Annotated in this window: 12 protein-coding genes and 2 tRNA genes; 7 read left to right on the top strand and 7 right to left on the bottom strand. The window is 64.6% G+C overall.

All coding sequences use genetic code 11. The features are described from left to right. Positions 1–32 precede the first annotated feature (32 nt). The 3 genes from EEB13_RS21050 to rdgB are packed head-to-tail and all read left to right on the top strand — an operon-like array spanning position 33 to position 2,233. Positions 33–791 carry a cyclic nucleotide-degrading phosphodiesterase gene (locus EEB13_RS21050; RefSeq protein WP_045066892.1) on the top strand — a complete coding sequence of 253 codons (759 nt, stop codon included), beginning with the start codon at positions 33–35 and terminating at the stop codon, positions 789–791. 35 nt (positions 792–826) lie between these two features. After that, positions 827–1,612, top strand: coding sequence for a ribonuclease PH (gene rph / locus EEB13_RS21045; protein WP_033232735.1), 786 nt, complete (start codon positions 827–829; stop codon positions 1,610–1,612). A 3-nt stretch (positions 1,613–1,615) separates the two neighbouring features. Beyond that, positions 1,616–2,233 carry an RdgB/HAM1 family non-canonical purine NTP pyrophosphatase gene (gene rdgB, locus EEB13_RS21040; protein WP_141486167.1) on the top strand — a complete coding sequence of 206 codons (618 nt, stop codon included), beginning with the start codon at positions 1,616–1,618 and terminating at the stop codon, positions 2,231–2,233. Positions 2,234–2,295: 62 nt separating this feature from the next. Here rdgB and EEB13_RS21035 read toward each other — a convergent pair whose 3' ends face one another. The 4 genes from EEB13_RS21035 to EEB13_RS21020 form a co-directional block, all read right to left on the bottom strand. Next, positions 2,296–2,691, bottom strand: coding sequence for a DUF3817 domain-containing protein (locus EEB13_RS21035; RefSeq protein WP_033232737.1), 396 nt, complete (start codon positions 2,689–2,691; stop codon positions 2,296–2,298). Then, positions 2,688–3,095, bottom strand: coding sequence for a glucitol operon activator (locus EEB13_RS21030; RefSeq protein ID WP_033233158.1), 408 nt, complete (start codon positions 3,093–3,095; stop codon positions 2,688–2,690). The genes EEB13_RS21035 and EEB13_RS21030 overlap by 4 nt, the downstream gene beginning before the upstream one ends. A gap of 194 nt (positions 3,096–3,289) precedes the next feature. Further along, positions 3,290–3,371 (bottom strand) — tRNA-Leu (locus EEB13_RS21025). 71 nt (positions 3,372–3,442) lie between these two features. Continuing rightward, positions 3,443–4,132: a hypothetical protein gene (locus EEB13_RS21020; RefSeq protein WP_045066895.1), complete on the bottom strand. Its 690-nt coding sequence runs from the start codon at positions 4,130–4,132 to the stop codon at positions 3,443–3,445. A 418-nt stretch (positions 4,133–4,550) separates the two neighbouring features. On the opposite strand from EEB13_RS21020, the gene EEB13_RS21015 reads away from it, so the two are divergent. Beyond that, positions 4,551–13,856 carry a type I polyketide synthase gene (locus tag EEB13_RS21015; RefSeq protein ID WP_141486166.1) on the top strand — a complete coding sequence of 3,102 codons (9,306 nt, stop codon included), beginning with the start codon at positions 4,551–4,553 and terminating at the stop codon, positions 13,854–13,856. Between the two features lie 11 nt (positions 13,857–13,867). Further along, a complete protein-coding gene (locus EEB13_RS21010) occupies positions 13,868–14,260 on the top strand; it encodes a holo-ACP synthase (RefSeq protein ID WP_033232742.1) in 393 nt (130 codons plus the stop codon). Between the two features lie 13 nt (positions 14,261–14,273). Here EEB13_RS21010 and EEB13_RS21005 read toward each other — a convergent pair whose 3' ends face one another. Further along, positions 14,274–14,996 carry a TetR family transcriptional regulator gene (locus tag EEB13_RS21005; protein WP_033232744.1) on the bottom strand — a complete coding sequence of 241 codons (723 nt, stop codon included), beginning with the start codon at positions 14,994–14,996 and terminating at the stop codon, positions 14,274–14,276. A 199-nt stretch (positions 14,997–15,195) separates the two neighbouring features. Between EEB13_RS21005 and EEB13_RS21000 the strand changes: the two genes are divergently transcribed. After that, positions 15,196–16,563, top strand: coding sequence for a dipeptidase (locus EEB13_RS21000; RefSeq protein WP_141486165.1), 1,368 nt, complete (start codon positions 15,196–15,198; stop codon positions 16,561–16,563). Here the strand turns inward: EEB13_RS21000 and bcp are convergent. After that, complete coding sequence (bcp, locus tag EEB13_RS20995; RefSeq protein WP_045066898.1) at positions 16,560–17,033, bottom strand: thioredoxin-dependent thiol peroxidase; 474 nt, start codon at positions 17,031–17,033, stop codon at positions 16,560–16,562. The genes EEB13_RS21000 and bcp overlap by 4 nt on opposite strands. Positions 17,034–17,184: 151 nt before the next feature. Here bcp and EEB13_RS20990 point away from each other — a divergent pair, with 151 nt between their 5' ends. After that, entirely contained in the window at positions 17,185–17,406 is a 222-nt protein-coding gene (locus EEB13_RS20990; RefSeq protein WP_033232750.1) for a DUF3618 domain-containing protein, read from the top strand. 64 nt (positions 17,407–17,470) lie between these two features. Here EEB13_RS20990 and EEB13_RS20985 read toward each other — a convergent pair. After that, positions 17,471–17,543 (bottom strand) — tRNA-Lys (locus tag EEB13_RS20985). Positions 17,544–17,551 lie beyond the last annotated feature (8 nt).

The raw sequence follows: 17,551 nt of genomic DNA, 5'->3' as shown, positions 1-17,551 counted from the left end.
TTGTTAATGGGTCGACGTGGCAGCATGACCTTATGCGCATGACCGTCCTGGGGTGTTCCGGCAGCGTCTCGGGGCCGGATTCACCGGCTTCGGGTTACCTGCTCACAGCGCCGGGTACCCCGCCGCTCGTCATAGATTTCGGTCCCGGAGTGCTCGGGGCTCTGCAGCGGTACGCGGACCCAGGGGACGCGACGATTCTGCTCTCGCATCTGCACGCCGATCACTGCCTCGACATGCCGAGCCTGCTCGTGTGGCGTCGCTATCATCCGAACCGCCCCGAGGGGCGAGCGTTGGTGTACGGCCCGACAGACACGGCGTGCAGGATCGGAACGTCGTCCGCCGAGTGCGCGGGGGAGATGGACGATATTTCCGACACCATCGATCTGAAGTTGTGGGCGGAGAACGAACCCGTCACCTTCGGTGAACTGACCGTCGTGGCAAGCCGCATGAATCATCCGCCCGAGGCGTACGGATTCCGGATCACGGACGCCGACGGACGGATTCTCGTGTACACCGGCGATACCGGAATGTGTGACAACGTCGTCGAGCTTGCTCGTGGAGCCGACATCCTCCTTTCCGAGGCGTCGTGGACGGACAGTCCTGATCGGCCGGAAGGTATTCACTTGTCCGGCAAGGAAGCCGGCCGGATCGCGACGTTGGCCGGAGTGAAGGAACTACTCCTCACCCACATCCCGCCGTGGACGTCCAGGGAGGACGTCATCGCCGAAGCGAAATCCGAGTTCGCAGGGCCGGTTCACGCTGTGTCCGCGGGAAGCGTCTACGACATCTGACGTGTTGCCTGGGGTGGGACGCTAGGCTCACGAAGGTGACTACACGAGAAGACGGCAGGGCGGACGACGAACTTCGCCCGATCAAGATCACCCGCGGGTTCACCAGCCATCCGGCCGGCTCGGTTCTGGTCGAGTTCGGAAACACCCGAGTGATGTGCACGGCCAGCGTCGAAGAGGGTGTTCCGCGGTGGCGCAAGGGTTCCGGGCTCGGTTGGCTCACCGCCGAATATGCGATGCTGCCCGCAGCTACGCATACCCGCAGTGGACGTGAATCCGTCAAGGGCAAGGTCGGTGGCCGCACCCAGGAGATCAGCCGGCTCATCGGTCGATCCCTTCGGGCCTGCATCGACCTCGCGGCCATCGGCGAGAACACCATTGCTCTGGACTGCGATGTCCTGCAGGCAGATGGTGGCACCCGTACCGCCGCCGTGACGGGGGCGTACGTAGCTCTCGTCGACGCGGTGACGTATCTTCGCGCTGCCAATCTGCTGAGCGACCCTCAGCCCATCTCGTGTGGCATCGCGGCCGTCAGCGTCGGCGTCGTCGACGGACGAGTGCGCCTCGATCTGCCGTACGAAGAGGATTCGCGTGCCGAGGTCGACATGAACGTCGTCGCCACCGATACCGGCACCTTGGTGGAAATCCAGGGCACCGGCGAAGGTGCCACGTTCCCGCGCTCGACCCTGGACAAGCTTCTCGACTCCGCGCTGGCGGGCTGTGAGCAGCTGTTCGAGATCCAGCGTCAGGCATTGGCGGAGCCGTATCCGGGTGTGTTGCCCGAACCCAAGAACCCGGAACCCAAGAAGAAGTTCGGTGCCTGAGCTGTGAGCGTACGAGTACTGGTAGCAAGTAGAAATGCCAAGAAGCTGAAGGAACTCCATCGCGTTCTCGACGCGGCCGGTGTGAGCGGAATCGAACTGGTCGGGCTCGATGAGGTGCCGCCGTTTCCGGAAGCGCCCGAGACCGGTGCGACATTCGAAGAAAATGCGCTCGCGAAGGCTCGTGACGGAGCCGCTGCTACCGGAATGCCTTGTATCGCAGACGATTCCGGTGTCGAGATCGATGCGCTGAACGGGATGCCCGGCGTGTTGTCTGCCCGCTGGTCCGGTACCCACGGAAACGACGGCGCCAACACTGCGCTGGTGCTCGCTCAGTTGGGTGACGTGCCCGACGAACGGCGCGGCGCGGCCTTTGTCTCGGCCTGCGCGCTGGTGATCCCCGGCGGCGACGAGACCGTGGTCCGCGGTGAATGGCGCGGCGTCATCGGCCGGGAACCGGCAGGCGACGGCGGATTCGGTTACGACCCGATCTTCCGCCCAGACGGTGACACCCGCTCGGCGGCGGAACTGACTCCGGCCGAGAAGGACGCGGCCTCGCATCGCGGGAGAGCGCTGGTGCAGCTGGTGCCCGCACTGGCGGCACTGGCGGCACTGGCCGACTGATCGCACACACGAGAAAAGGCCCTGAACGTGAATGACGTTCAGGGCCTTTGCTTTACGGAGAATCAGAGGTTGTAGTCGCTCTTGACCTGGATGGTCCGCTTGTGTTCGAACACAAACGACAGGAACGGAATGGTGCCGGCCAGTGCCGTGGCAACCGTCGTGCCTGCCTTCCAGCGGGCCTTGATAGCCAGGTCGACTGTGAACACCAGGTACAGCATGTAGAACAGCCCGTGAATCTGGCCGATGTAGAACAGCCACGACGGAGCATCCGCGGAGTTTTCCAGGATGAGGTACTTGTAGACCATCTCACCGGTCAGGAACAGCAGCCACAGGCCGGTGATCCACGCCAGAACGCGGTAGCGAACAAGCGCAGAAGCAACCTTCTTCTGCTTCTCGGCCTGCGCCTTGGTGGCCTTGTCTGAGGGGGTAGCGGTGCTCGCTTCCGGGCCGGTACTCACGTAGTGCTCCTATCGGGCTCGCGAGCGGCGAGCTGCGCAAGGTAGTCGTTGTATTCGAGCATTTGGCGTGCTTCGGGGTCATCGGCATCGAGTTCCGCGTCGCCGAACTGTGCCCGGGGGCGTTGCGGCAGCAGATCGGCCGGAATCTCACGCGGCTCCGCTGCGGCTTCCTCGGCTTCGACCTCGTCCGGATCGGCATCCTCGAGCTGAACGAACTTGCGATATGCGTACACCACAAACGCGGCGAACAGTGGCCACTGCAACGCATAGCCGAGGTTCTGCCCGCTGCCGCCCACAGCTTCGAAGCGCTCCCACTGCCACCAGCCGAGCGACAAGCAGACCGCTGCTGACACAAGAACCAGCAGGATCAGCGCAGGTCGGCTTTTTGTAGGCTTCTTCGACACACTACGACGGTACCGCAGAGCTATAGTGCCGCGCCCTGCGATCTCCGACACGGTGTCGTAGATGCCGTGCCACGGCGTGTCGTAGATGCCGTGCCACGGCGTGTCGTAGATGCCGTGCCACGGCGTGTCGTAGATGCCAAAAAGCGCCAAAAAGCAGAGCCCCACCGAAACGATCTCGATGGGGCTCTGCGTTGTGCGCGAGGGGGGACTTGAACCCCCACGTCCTGAGACACTGGAACCTAAATCCAGCGCGTCTGCCAATTCCGCCACTCGCGCGCGGAATTCACAGGATACGCGATTGCCGACCCGACGGCGGACACGGCCCTCACATGCAGCGGACACGGCCCTCACATGGCTGGAACCGGGTCCGATTTTGCCGGTCGCCGTGGTTGTTCGGCGGTGCGTTGGTACCGCCACGCTGCGTGCGTGAGAGTTGTTGCGGGGACATCCAATTCTGCAGCCACTGCAGCGAGCAGTGACGTTGCCTCCACGCCGCCCAGCGGTTCGGCGCTACCGGCTGCCTCGGTGGCAAAACGAGTCAGTAGTTCCACCGAATCGGGTGTGAGTGTGCCGGACAGGAACAGCAGCATGTCGAATGTGCGCGCTCCGAACCCTGGAACCGACATGATTGCCGCTCGATGCGCGTCGGTGTTGCCGATATCTGCACTTCCGGTGCATCCGACGGCAACCAGTGATGCGGCGCCCAGTGCGGCAGCCTCCGCTTTGGTGGAGTAGTTGCCCGGCACCCGCTGACGGTTACCGAGAATGACGGCCAGTTCGTCGCCGCGCTCCGCAAAGGCTGCCAGAGCGGAGAGGTTGTCCAGTGGTGCGTCTGACTGGCGGTGGTGACGCCACCGCGTGATGACGGCCCGCACGCCCGTCGTGGGTGTTCCGTACGCGGCGCGGGCCGAGAAGGCCGCGTCGAGGATGGCTGCTTCGGCCTCGTGTGCCCACCCATCGGTCCAGTGCGGCCACGCGGACTGTGGCAGCTCGCGTGCGATGAAGTCGATGACGATTTTTGTGGTGTCGGTACCCATGATTTCTCCCCCCGAGAAAGTTGTCCGATCGGACGCGCTGAACCTAGCGCGGGAGTCCGACAGGTTTTGGGGTGAAAGGCACGCGATGGGCCAACCGTCAAGAGGGTAACGATTTGGTAACGATAAATATGAGGAGTTCCTCAGGTTTGTGGAAATCCGAGTAACAGTCCCTGGCAGCACGTTTGCGACCTACTCGCGAGTCACTTTCTCGACATCCCGTGAGGAAGATCACCGCGTGGAAAGTCCCGTATTTCGAGCCGTCAGCAAACGTGAGGAAATCCTCATGATCCTGTGTCAGCCTTAACGTGCACGGCAGGCGCAGACATGCCGATTCTTTCGGTCGAGTTGCAGAACGTGCGCCCCGGGCAGACCCACAATTCCCACCTCGCCGCAGAGGTGACCAGGAGAGGACGTACGCGTGACGATCGATGACACGACACCTACAGGAAACGGACGCGACTCGAAGGATGGACGCCGCGTCGGCGTCGACGGGGGAGCCTCCCGCACGAACAGTAAAGGTGCCCTCGTCGATTCACTGAACAACGGATTGCCGTACGCCCTTGCCTTCGGTGGACAGGGCGCCCCGTGGCTCAGCACGCTCGAAGAACTCAGCCGCGACAACGGCCTCGAGCCGATTCTCACCGACTTGGTCAACGACGCAGCAGCGCGCCTCGCTCCGCTCGCGCAGGATCTTGTGGTGGTGCGCCCGATCGGATTCGATCCGGTCGCGTGGATTCTCGAAGCCGAGATCGTTGACGAAGAAGAAGGTGAGAAGCCGGCAGGTCCCTCTGCTGCAGCACTCACCGCAGCACCCGTTTCGCTCCCCGGCGTCTTCCTCACGCAACTTGCGGCGTTGCGTGCGCTGACTGCGCAGGGTCTCGATATTGCAGCGCATCCGCCCGTGTCCGTCATCGGACATTCGCAGGGCGTGCTCGCGACTGCTGCAGTTGCAGCTGGTGGCAACGACGACGGCGAGCTTCTTGCTGTTGCTCAGCTCGTCGGCGCCGCAGCCAGCCTGGTCGGCCGTCGTCGCGGCATCATCGCGAGCGCGTCGGGCAAGCCGATGGTCGCCGTGTCCAACGTCGATCCCGAGCGCCTCGCCGCGATTGTCGCCGAACTTGCCGAGACCACGACGGACAATCGTGCAGCAGTCCTCGCTATTCGTAACGGACGCCGCCGTGTTGTCCTCGCCGGACCGCCCGCTCAGTTGGCCCGCGTGCAGGAACATTGCGAGCAGATCGAGGCGAACGAAGCCCGCGAGCGCGATGGAAAGAAGCGTGGCGGTTCGGTCTTCGCTCCCACCTTCGACGCCCTCGACACCGAAATCGGTTTCCACCACCCGGCGCTCGCCGACGCAGTCGACCTGGTCGGCAGCTGGGCAGCGCGCTGCGGCCTCGACGCAGATCGCGCCAGCGCACTTGCGCAGGCAATTCTGGTCGCCCCGGTCAACTGGGTGCAGGCCGTGAATGGCGCCATTGACGCCGGCGCGCAATGGATTCTCGATCTCGGACCCAGCGACCAGCTGACCCGTATGACGTCGTCCTCGCTGCGTGGGCAGGGTGTTGGCATCATCGCCGCGTCCACCCGCGGTGGACATCGCAACTTGCTCACCCCCGGTGCTGCGCCTGAGGTCTCACCTTCGTGGTCCGAATTCGCGCCCAAGCCTGTAGCGCTTCCCGGCGGCCGCATCGGCGTCGAGACGGCCTTCACGAAGCTCACGGGTCGCTCACCGATCCTGTTGGCCGGCATGACTCCGACCACCGTCGACGCCAAGATCGTCGCCGCCGCAGCCAATGCCGGTCACTGGGCCGAGCTTGCCGGTGGCGGACAGGTCACCGAAGAGATCTTCGAAGACCGTGTCGCAGAACTGAAGATGCTCCTCGAGCCGGGCCGCGCGGTCCAGTTCAACTCGCTGTTCCTCGATCCGTACCTGTGGAAGCTGCAGCTCGGTGGCAAGCGCCTCGTGCAGCGCGCTCGTACTGCCGGTGCACCCATCGACGGCGTCATCGTCACCGCCGGTATCCCGGAACTCGAAGAGGCCGTTGCGCTTATCGAAGAGCTGTCCGAGATCGGCATCACCAACATCGCATTCAAGCCGGGCACCGTGGCGCAGATCCGTTCGGTGATCCGCATCGCCAACGAGGTTCCGAACTTCCCCGTCATCGTTCACATCGAAGGTGGCCGCGCCGGCGGACACCACTCGTGGGAAGACCTCGACGACCTGCTCCTCGACACGTACGCCGAGCTGCGTACGCGTTCGAACCTGATCATCTGCGTCGGCGGCGGCATCGGAACACCCGAGCGCGCAGCCGATTACCTGACCGGCCGCTGGTCTGTCGGAGCCGGCTTCCCGGCAATGCCCGTCGACGGCATCCTCGTCGGCACGGCAGCCATGGCGACGCTGGAGGCCACCACGTCTCCCGAGGTCAAGCAGCTCCTCGTCGACACACCGGGTACTCCGGACTGGGTCGGTGCGGGCACTGCCGAAGGTGGAATGGCTTCGGGCCGTAGCCAGCTCGGTGCCGACATCCACGAGATCGACAACGCCGCATCGCGCACCGGACGCCTCCTCGACGAGGTTGCCGGCGACGCCGACGCCGTTGCCGAGCGCCGCGACGAGATCATCGCAGCACTCGACGTCACCGCCAAGCCGTACTTCGGTGACATCGAGACCATGACGTACGCGCAGTGGCTGCGTCGTTACCTCGAGCTGACCGTCGGTATCGACGCGGCCAAGGAATTCGACTGTGGCGCAGACCTTCAGGACGCTATCGCCGAGGCAACGACGAGCCCGTGGCTCGACATCACCTGGCGTGCTCGCTTCGGCGAGATGCTCCAGCGCACCGAGGCTCGTCTGCACCCCGTCGACCGCGGCCCCATCCCGACCCTGTTCGGCGATGCCGAGACCCTCGAGCGTCCCGAAGCTGCGATTTGCGCACTGCAGGCGTCGTACCCGGACTACACGAGCACGGTTCTGCATCCCGCAGACGTCTCGTTCTTCATCTCGCTGTGCAAGACGCCGGGCAAGCCGGTCAACTTCGTTCCCGTCGTCGACGGTGACGTGCGCCGCTGGTGGCGCAGTGACTCCCTGTGGCAGGCACACGATCCGCGGTACACCGCAGATCAGGTGTGCGTCATCCCCGGCACCGTTGCCGTTGCCGGCATCACGCGTGTCGACGAGCCCGTCGGTGACCTGCTCGATCGTTTCGAGAAGGCCACGTACGACGAATTGGTTGCTGCCGGAACCACTCCGGTTGTCCTCGCGAGCCGTCGCCACCAGGATTCCGCTCCCGGTCTGCTCGACGCCGTTCTGTCGGCACCGGATCTCCAGTGGGCCGGCCGGCTGACCCAGAACCCGGTCCGTCGTCTCGGCGACCTCGAAGAGTGGAGTGCCGAGTCCGTTGACAAGGCTGTTCACGCCTCGACCGGATCGAGCCTGACGGTTGTCGACGAGACTCACGTCCTGCTCTCGGTTCCGCTGGTGGCAGACAAGTCGGTCGACATCACGATCACCATTCCCAGCTCCGTTGTCGACGGCGGCGCCCCGGTCGTCACCGAGGCCGACGCTGAAGCCGCGATGTCCGCACTGTTGGCAGTTGCTGCAGGACAGGAACTGCCGACCGTCAAGAACGGCAAGGCCCGCCTCAACGTCGCGTGGGTTCCCGATCGCATCGCCGATCACGCCGGTGTCACCGGTTCGGGTCTGCCCGCCACGCTCAGTGTCAGCGGCAAGGCTGTTCCGGACGTCGTCGTCGGAGCATGCTGGCCTGCAGTGTTCGCAGTCCTCGGCGCAGCCAAGCTCGATAGTCTTTCCGTTATCGAAGGCATGCTCGACCTGGTCCACCTCGACCACACCGTCGACTTTGTCGGTGAGCTGCCCTCCGAGACAAGCATTCTCGTGGTCAATGCCGAGGTCGCCTCGGTTCTCGACACCGACCTCGGTCGCGTCGTCGAGGTCAAGGTCGAGGTCGGTGCCATGCTCGGCGAGGGCCTCGACGCCCCCGCAGTCGTCACCATGAGTGAGCGTTTCGCGATCCGCGGACGCACCGGCGCTGGCGAACTCGCCGACCCGGCTCGCGCCGGTGGATCGATCAGCGATGCGGCTGTCGACACCTCGCGTCGTCGTCGCCGTGACGCGAAGATCCTCGCGCCGGTCAGCATGGGTGCGTTCGCTCAGGTTTCCGGTGACCACAACCCGATTCACACCTCCGACAACGCCGCTTTGCTCGCGGGCCTCGGAACCCCGATCGTGCACGGTATGTGGCTCTCGGCTGCGGCGCAGCAGGTTGTCACCGCGGTTGATCCCAACGAGACCCGCACCCCTCCGCGTCGCCTGACCGCGTGGACCGCTCGTTTCCTCGGCATGGTCCGCCCCGGCGCCGAGATCGACGTCCGCGTCGATCGCATCGGTATCGATCAGGGTGCCGAGATCGTCGAGGTCGGTTGCCGCATCGACGGTGACCTGGTCATGGTCGCGACGGGACGCACTGCTGCACCGAAGACGATCTACGCCTTCCCCGGCCAGGGCATCCAGCGTCCGGGCATGGGCCTCGACGCCCGCGCTCGCTCGAAGGCTGCGCGCGACGTCTGGGAGCGTGCGGACAAGCACACCCGCAAGGCGCTCGGATTCTCGATTCTTGCTGTGGTGCGCGACAACCCGGTCACCGTCAAGGCCCGCGGCGTCGAGCACAAGCACCCGGACGGTGTTCTGCACCTGACGCAGTTCACCCAGGTCGCGATGGCTGTTCTCGGTGTAGCCCAGGTTGCCGAACTGCGCGAGTCCGGTACCTTCATCGAAGGCTCGTTCCTTGCCGGTCACTCGGTGGGTGAGTACAACGCACTCGCCGCTGTTGCCGAGGTCTTCCCGCTCGAAGCACTTCTCGAAGTTGTCTTCCAGCGCGGATCCGCGATGCACCAGCTGGTTCCCCGTGACGCAGCGGGCCGTTCCGACTACCGCATGGCTGCCATCCGCCCGTCGCAGATCGGTGTGTCCGACGACGACGTGCAGGACTTTGTCGCCGGTGTTGCCGAGTCGTCCGGTGAGTTCCTCGAAATCGTCAACCTGAACCTGCGTGGCAGCCAGTACGCCATCGCCGGATCCGTTGCCGGCCTCGACGCACTCGAGGTCGAGATCGATCGTCTCCGTGCGGAATTCGGTGGCAAGCGCGCCTACATCCAGGTTCCCGGCATCGACGTGCCGTTCCACTCCACCGTCCTTCGCGGCGGCGTGGCGGACTTCCGCGTATGCCTGCAGGACTTGCTCCCGCACGACATCGATCCGGACATCCTTATCGGCCGCTACATCCCGAACCTCGTTCCGAGGCTCTTCTCGCTGAGCCGCGACTTCGTTCAGGAAATCGCCGACCTGGTGCCGTCGGAGCAGCTGCAGGAAGTCCTTGCTGACTTCGACAGCTACGCAACGCGCAGCCACGAACTGTCCCGGATCATCCTGATCGAGCTGCTGGCGTGGCAGTTCGCCAGCCCGGTCCGCTGGATCGAAACCCAGGATCTGCTGTTCAGCGACGAGTCCGAAGGTGGACTCGGTGTCGAGCGCTTTGTCGAGGTCGGCCTCGGCGCTGCCCCGACCGTCGCGAACCTCGCATCGCAGACCCTCAAGCTGCCGGGCCGCTTCGGCTACCCGGTCGAGGTCCTGAACATCGAGCGTGAAGCTGCGATCGTCTACGGCACGGATGTCGATCCGGCTGCTGCCGACGATGACGACGAGGTGGAAGCACCCGCTGCCACTCCGGCGGCTGCCGCTGCCGCACCGGTCGCCGCTGCACCCGTCGCGACGTCCAGCGGACCGCGTCCGGACGACATCACCTTCAAGGCGCCAGACGCCACCAAGGTTCTGATCAGCCTGTGGACCAAGCTGCGTCCCGATCAGGTCGGCCCCGCCGACACGATCGAGGCACTGTGCGACGGTGTGTCCTCACGTCGTAACCAGCTTCTGGTCGACCTCGGATCCGAGTTGTCGCTCGGTGCCATCGACGGTGCGGCGGATGCCGACATGGGCTCGCTCGCAGCCACTGTCGACAAGCTGGCCCGTACGTACAAGCCGTTCGGACCGGTACTTTCCGATTCGATCAACGATCACCTGCGTAAGGTCTTCGGCCCCTCGGGCAAGCGTCCCGGCTACATCGCCGATCGTGTCAAGAAGGTCTGGGAACTCGGCGACGGTTGGGCGCACCACGTCACCGCAGCGGTAGCGCTCGGTACCCGTGACGGTGCCAGCATCCGCGGCGGCGACCTCGGCGGCCTGACCTCCGGCGCTCTGGCCGACGCAGCAGCAGTCGACGCAGTCATCGACAGCGCCGTTGCTTCGGTTGCCTCCGCTCGCGGCACCAGCGTTTCGCTGCCGGCAACCGGTGGTGGCGGCGGTGGAACCGTCGACGCAGCCGCTCTGGGTGAGTTCACCGAGAACATCACGGGCCGCAACGGCGTTCTGGCTTCGGCCGCCCGCCTCGTGCTCGAGCAGCTCGGACTCAGCGAAGAGGCTCCGGCCGCAACGGTCGAGGACACCGAACTGGTCGACCTGGTCTCGGCTGAACTCGGTTCCGACTGGCCGCGTCTGGTTGCTCCGGCATTCGACGCTCAGAAGGCGGTCCTGCTCGACGACCGTTGGGCAAGTGCGCGTGAGGATCTCGCTCGCATCTGGCTCGGCAGTGAGACTCTGTCGGTCGAGAACTTCATCGGTGCCGGTTCCACCGTTGCCGCACAGGCAAAGTGGTGGGCCACCCGCGCCACCGACGAAGGTCGCACGACGCTGGCCGAGGTCTACACCCGCATCGCTGATGCGGCCGTGACTGCAGAATCCGACGCACCTGAGTGGGCCGGCGAGGTCGCAGTCGTGACCGGAGCCAGCAAGGGTTCGATCGCAGCAGCGGTCACGGGCAAGCTCCTGGCCGGTGGCGCAACGGTATTCGTCACCACGTCGCGTCTCGACGGCTCGCGTCTCGGCTTCTACCGTGACCTGTATCGCGAGAACGCTCGTGCCGGTGCCGCTCTCTGGGTGGTTCCTGCCAACATGGCGTCGTACACCGACGTCGACGCACTGATCGACTGGATCGGCAACGAGGCCACCGAAAATGCCGGTGGCGCAAAGAAGCTGATCAAGCCGGCTATGACGCCGACGATGCTCTTCCCGTTCGCGGCTCCTCGCGTCGGCGGAGAACTCTCCGACGCCGGCGCTCGCGCCGAAATGGAAATGCGCGTGCTGCTGTGGTCGGTGGAGCGCCTGATCGGTGGTCTGTCGAAGATCGGTTACGACAGCGACGTCGACACGCATCTGCACGTGGTCCTGCCCGGTTCGCCGAACCGCGGAACGTTCGGTGGTGACGGTGCATACGGTGAGGCCAAGGCTTCGCTGATCGCCGTGGTCAACCGCTGGAAGGCCGAGCGCAACTGGGCCGAGCGAGTCACGTTGGCACACGCCGTCATCGGCTGGGTCCGCGGAACCGGCCTGATGGGTCACAACGATCCGATCGTCGACGCTGTCGAAGCTGCCGGTGTCCGTACCTGGTCCACCCAGGAAATGGCAACCGAACTGCTGAAGACGGCTACCGCGCAGTCGCGTCGTAGCGCAGCCAAGGCTCCGCTCGAGGTCGACCTGACCGGTGGACTTGCGGAGGCGAACCTCGACCTGGGCGCCCTCGCCAAGGAAGCCGCCGCGACCGCAGAGATCGCCGAGGCAGTCGACGAAGCAGTCGACGAGAACACCATCCTCGCGCTGTCCGCACCGGCACGCATCGATGCCTCGATCAAGGCTCCGAGCTGGCCCGAACTCGATGTCACTCCCGCGGACCTCGTGGTCATCGTGGGCGCCGGAGAGCTCGGCCCCTACGGTTCCTCGCGTACCCGCTTCGAGATGGAGGTCGACGAGCAGCTCTCTGCCGCAGGCGTTCTCGAATTGGCGTGGAACACCGGACTGATCGTCTGGGAGAACGACCCCAAGCCGGGTTGGTACGACGTCGAATCAGGCGATCTGGTGCCAGAGGCGGAAATCGCCGACAAGTACCATGACGCAGTTGTCGAGCGGTGCGGCATCCGTCGCTACGTCGACGAAGGCCAGATGATCGACAACACCGCACCGCTGCTCACCTCCGTGTTCCTGGACAAGGATCTGAGCTTCGTGGTCGGCAGCGAGGCAGAGGCTCAGGCCTTCGTCGAATCCGATCCCGAGAACACAGTGGCGTCGGTTTCGGCCGAGTCCGGTGACTGGACGGTCACGCGCCGCGCCGGCACCGAGATCCGTGTTCCGCGCAAGATGAAGCTGACCCGCAGTGTCGGCGGCCAGATTCCGACCAACTTCGACGTCACGAAGTGGGGCATCCCCGCCGACATGGCCGATTCGGTCGACCGCGTCGGACTGTGGAACATCGTTGCGACCGTGGACGCATTCCTCACGGGCGGCTTCACTCCGAGCGAACTGCTGCGTTGGGTTCACCCGAGCCTGGTGGCGAACACGCAGGGCACCGGCATGGGCGGCATGACGTCCATGAGGAGCCTGTACATCGACACGCTGCTCGGCGAGAACCGTCCCAACGACATCCTGCAGGAAGCTCTGCCGAATGTTATTGCGGCGCACGTCGTTCAGTCGTACGTCGGTGGCTACGGCGCGATGGTTCACCCCGTCGCGGCCTGCGCAACGGCAGCCGTGTCCGTCGAAGAGGGCGTCGACAAGATCCGCTTGGGCAAGGCCCAGTTGGTTGTTGCCGGTGGATTCGACGACCTGAGCGCGGAAGGCATCATCGGCTTCGGTGACATGTCGGCCACGGCCAAGACGTCGGACATGCACGCCAAGGGCATCGAAGATCGCCGCTTCTCGCGGGCAAACGATCGCCGGCGCGGCGGCTTCGTCGAGTCCGCCGGTGGTGGCACGATCCTGCTCGCTCGCGGTGACCTGGCACTGGAAATGGGCTTGCCCGTTCTCGGCGTTGTCGCCTGGGCCGGATCGTTCGCAGACGGTGTCCACACGTCGATCCCGGCTCCGGGAATCGGCGCACTGGGTGCCGGACGCGGCGGAGCGGATTCGCAGCTCGCACTCTCGCTCAACGCCCTCGGCGTCAGCGCGGACGACATCGCGGTCATCTCCAAGCACGACACGTCCACCGCGGCAAACGATCCCAACGAGGCAGAACTGCATGAGCGTCTCGCCGGGGCTTTGGGTCGCAGTGACGGTGCTCCGATGTTCGTGGTGTCGCAGAAGAGCCTGACCGGCCACGCCAAGGGCGGCGCAGCTGCCTTCCAGCTGATCGGTCTGTGCCAGGTGCTCAGCCAGGGCGTCATCCCGCCGAACCGCAGCCTCGACTGCGTCGACGACAAGATGGCCGAGTTCGAGCACCTCGTGTGGGCACGTCAGCCGCTCAAGTTCGGCGAGCAGCTCCCGCTGCGCGCCGGCCTGCTGACCAGCCTGGGCTTCGGTCACGTCTCCGGACTGATCGCGGTTGTCCACCCGCAGGCATTTGTCGAGTCGGTGCCCGCCGACAAGCGTGCGGACTATGTTGCAGCCGCGCAGCAGCGCACCATCGACGGTCAGCGTCGCCTCGCCAAGGCGATGTGCGGTGGCGACAGCCTGTACGAGCGTCCCGCCGATCGTCGTCTCGGCGCCGACGGAACGCCCGCAAAGGCTTCGCGTCAGCTCGAAGCGGATGTTCTCCTCAGCGAGAACGCACGCCTGGGTGAAGATCAGCGTTACCGCTCGAATCTGCCTGGCTGCAAGTAGATAATCGCAGGATGGGAGTTCTGGGTATCGGTTTCGACCTCGTCACGGTGTCGGAGTTCGCCGAGCAACTGAAACGGCCGGGAACGGCTATGCTCGACAACTTCACACCGGGTGAGCGTCGGGATTCCAATACTCGGAGTTCCGATCCGGCAAGACATTTCGCGGCCCGGTGGGCGGCGAAGGAAGCAGTGATCAAAGCGTGGTCCACTGCTCTCTTCGCCAGCCCGCCGGTGCTGGGGGAGATGATCCACAATCAAATCGAAGTCGTCTCCGACGCGTGGGGGCGGCCAAGCATCAGATTGCGGGGCGACGTCGCGAAACACCTCACCGACGTGAAGATTCACATTTCGCTGACGCACGACGGAGACATGGCCGGCGCATTTGCCGTGATCGAATCGACTTAGGGTCGAGCTGGCGTCAGCCCTCGTAGTCGGCTGTGCCGCGGCCCTTCAATCGAGATTCCTTCTCCGCCACCAGCAGGTACGCACCCATCAGACGCTTGAGTTCCACTACGGCGTCGGCGTGGCTCTGGCCGTCCTGCACGGAGAAATTCAGCATCGAATACACCACGTGCACAAGCACTTCCGCCATCATCATGCGGCGATCCCGCGGTGAGCGCGGTGTGAGTGGACCAAGCATCTTGGCGACGGTTTCCGCGAACTGCTTCTCGTGAATGACACCGGTTGCCCGCGTGGACGGCGTGGATTGCATTGCCAACCACACCTCGCGGCGGGACGGATCGGATGTCCAGAGTCCGGCCATGTGGTCGACAAAACTGTTGAGGAACCGCAGCCAATCGAGTGACGGCACCTCACCGCCGAACTGCGCCAGTTCGTGTTGCACCCCCACGAGGTCCTGACGGTTCAATTCGCACACGATGACGTACTTGTTGGCGAAGAACTGATACAGCGTCCCGATGGGAACGTCAGCGCGCGCCGCGACCTCTTCGCACGTGAACGATTCGAAACCGACGTCTGTGAGAAGTTCGCGAGAGGCGGCGAGAAGAGCATCGAACTTGCGCTGGCTTCGTTCCTGCGTCGGACGTTTGCGTGGAAGCAGTTCCTGAGGTGCGTCGCTCTGAGAATTTTCGAGTGCGGGGTCCGGCCGACGGCGTACGCGGTTGCGGGTAGAGGGCTGCACAGATTCGAGGCTATCGGCATCTGCAGCAGAATTTGGCGCTTGTGGAATATCCGGGCTCACCGAAAGATCACCCGACCGACTGCTGGAAATCCGACGACGTTGCCACTCTTCGATACTAGGTGACCGAAGGTGCGCTGCAGGAGAGGGTTGCTCATCGGTGATTCGGGCACACTGGAGTCGGCGAGAAAAGGAGACCAAAATGGCCGAACAGTTGCGAGCCGCAGTACGCGAGCTCATGCCCCGCGCGCACGAGGATCTGACGCGGTTGGTTGCGTTGCGGTCGGTCGCGGATGCGCGGCAATTCCCGCCGGAAGAATGTGCGGCAGCTGCCGCCTGGGTGGTTGGCGCGTTCCGCGAACAGGGATTTGCGGACGCCGAGGCGGTCGAGACGTCGGACGGTTCCGCTGCGGTAATCGGATTTCGGCCTGGCCCAGCGGATGCCCCGACCGTTCTCCTGTACTGCCACTACGACGTTCAACCGCCCGGAGACGAAGAGCTTTGGAATTCGCCACCTTTCACGCTGACCGAGCGCGACGGACGGTGGTACGGGCGAGGCGCGTCGGATTGCAAGGGCAACCTCGTCATGCACCTGACCGCACTCCGAGCGCTCGCAGCAGCCGGGCAGGCGCCGGCTGTCAACCTGCGAATCGTCGCCGAAGGCTCGGAGGAGATGGGCACCGGAGGCCTCGAAGACCTGCTGCGGCAGCGCCCCGAACTGTTCGACGCCGATGTCATGCTGATCGCCGATACCGGCAATACCGCAGTGGGGGAGCCCACGATCACGACGTCATTGCGCGGTATCGCCAATGTGGTCGTCCACGTCTCGGCGCTCGAAGGTGAGGTGCACTCCGGGGTGTTCGGCGGCCCGGCGCCCGACGCGATGACCGCGTTGGTGCAGATGCTGGCAACCCTGCACGACGAAGAAGGCAACACCACCGTCGACGGTCTTGTCAGCGATCGGCACTGGAATGGCGTCGAGTACGACGACACACAATTCCGCGGCGATGCGGGAGTCCTCGAAGGGGTCGATCTGGTCGGCTCGGGTTCTGTGGCCGACCAGGTGTGGGCGCGGCCGGCGCTCACGATCTTGGGGATCGACTGCCCGCCCGTGGTCGGCTCGGCTGCGGCAATTACGCCACGAGCTTCCGCACGGTTGAACCTGCGCGTTCCACCCGGCACGGATCCCGCCGAGGCCCAGGACTTGCTGATCGGGCATCTGCTGGCTGCGGCGCCGTGGGGCGTGCGGGTGAGCGTGGACCCGGAGGCGACGGGAATGCCGTTCGGTGCTTCCACGGGTGGGCCGGGATTCAAGCAGCTCACAGCGGCTCTGAGTGCGGCGTACGGCGCCGAAGTCGGATTTGCCGGACAGGGAGGCTCGATTCCCCTGTGTAGCGCGCTGGCGGAGCAGTTCCCCGACGCGGAGATCGCGTTGATCGGCGTCGAGGAACCGCAGTGCCGCATCCATGCCCCGAACGAGAGCGTCGACCCGTCGGAGATCGAGAATCTCGCGTACGCGGAAGCCCTGTTTTTGAGTCGGTTCGAGTCTCGAGCCGGTTCGAGTAGCTAGACGGACAGGTCGCGTCGCAACTTGGCGACGTGACCGGTGGCCCGGACGTTGTACTGGGCAACCTCGATCTTTCCCTCTTCGTCGACGAGGAAGGTGGATCGGATGACACCCTGGACGGTCTTGCCGTACATCTTCTTCTCGCCGAACGCGCCCCAGGCCTCCAGCGTCGCCTTGTCCGGATCGGAGAGCAGCGGAAAGGTCAGCTCCTCGTTGTCGCGGAACTTGGCGAGCTTGGCGGGCTTGTCCGGCGAGATACCGATGACGTCGAGGCCCGCCCCGTTCAATTCGGCGAGGTTGTCGCGGAAGTCGCAGGCCTGCTTGGTGCAGCCCGGCGTGCTGGCCGCCGGGTAGAAGTACACGATGACCTTGCGGCCTCGGTAGTCGTGCAACGAAACTTCGTTGCCTTCGGCGTCGGGGAGCGTGAAATCCGGCGCGATATCGCCGGCAGACAATCTACTGTTCTCGGTCACGGGAATCGAGGTTAGTCGAGAAATTGCGCGCCAGGTGGGCGCGCGGGCAATCTGCTCCTCTACGGTAGAACCAGGTGTCGACGCCTTGCGTCTGCACGGACGTAGCGGCAACGAACATCAAGCGACAGCACACAGACAAGTTGGAGGACACGTGCCCAGGGACACCGAGAGCATCGAGCGCGAGATCGAGAAGGCGCGTAACCAGCTCGCGAGCACACTCGACGAACTGACGGTACGGACCAACCCGAAGCGGCTGGTCGAGAACACCAAGAAGACGGTGCTCGCCAAGCTCAACGAGCCGAACGTGAAGTACGCGTTGATCGCCGTGGGATCCGTTGTCGGACTCCTGGTCATTCGCAAGATCATTCGCTGATCACCGAACGGCGTCGGACATGAAGAAGGCCCCCATCTCGATGAGATGGGGGCCTTCTTGCAAGTGCGCCCACAGGGACTCGAACCCCGGACCCAGTGATTAAGAGTCACTTGCTCTACCAACTGAGCTATAGGCGCTCGCTCTT

It is taken from the genome of Rhodococcus sp. WS3 (assembly GCF_003797085.1).
In the GTDB taxonomy this organism is placed as follows: Bacteria; Actinomycetota; Actinomycetes; order Mycobacteriales; family Mycobacteriaceae; genus Rhodococcus_F; species Rhodococcus_F globerula.
Note: the sequence above shows the minus strand (reverse complement) of the source record. Positions and strands in the feature narration are given on the sequence as shown.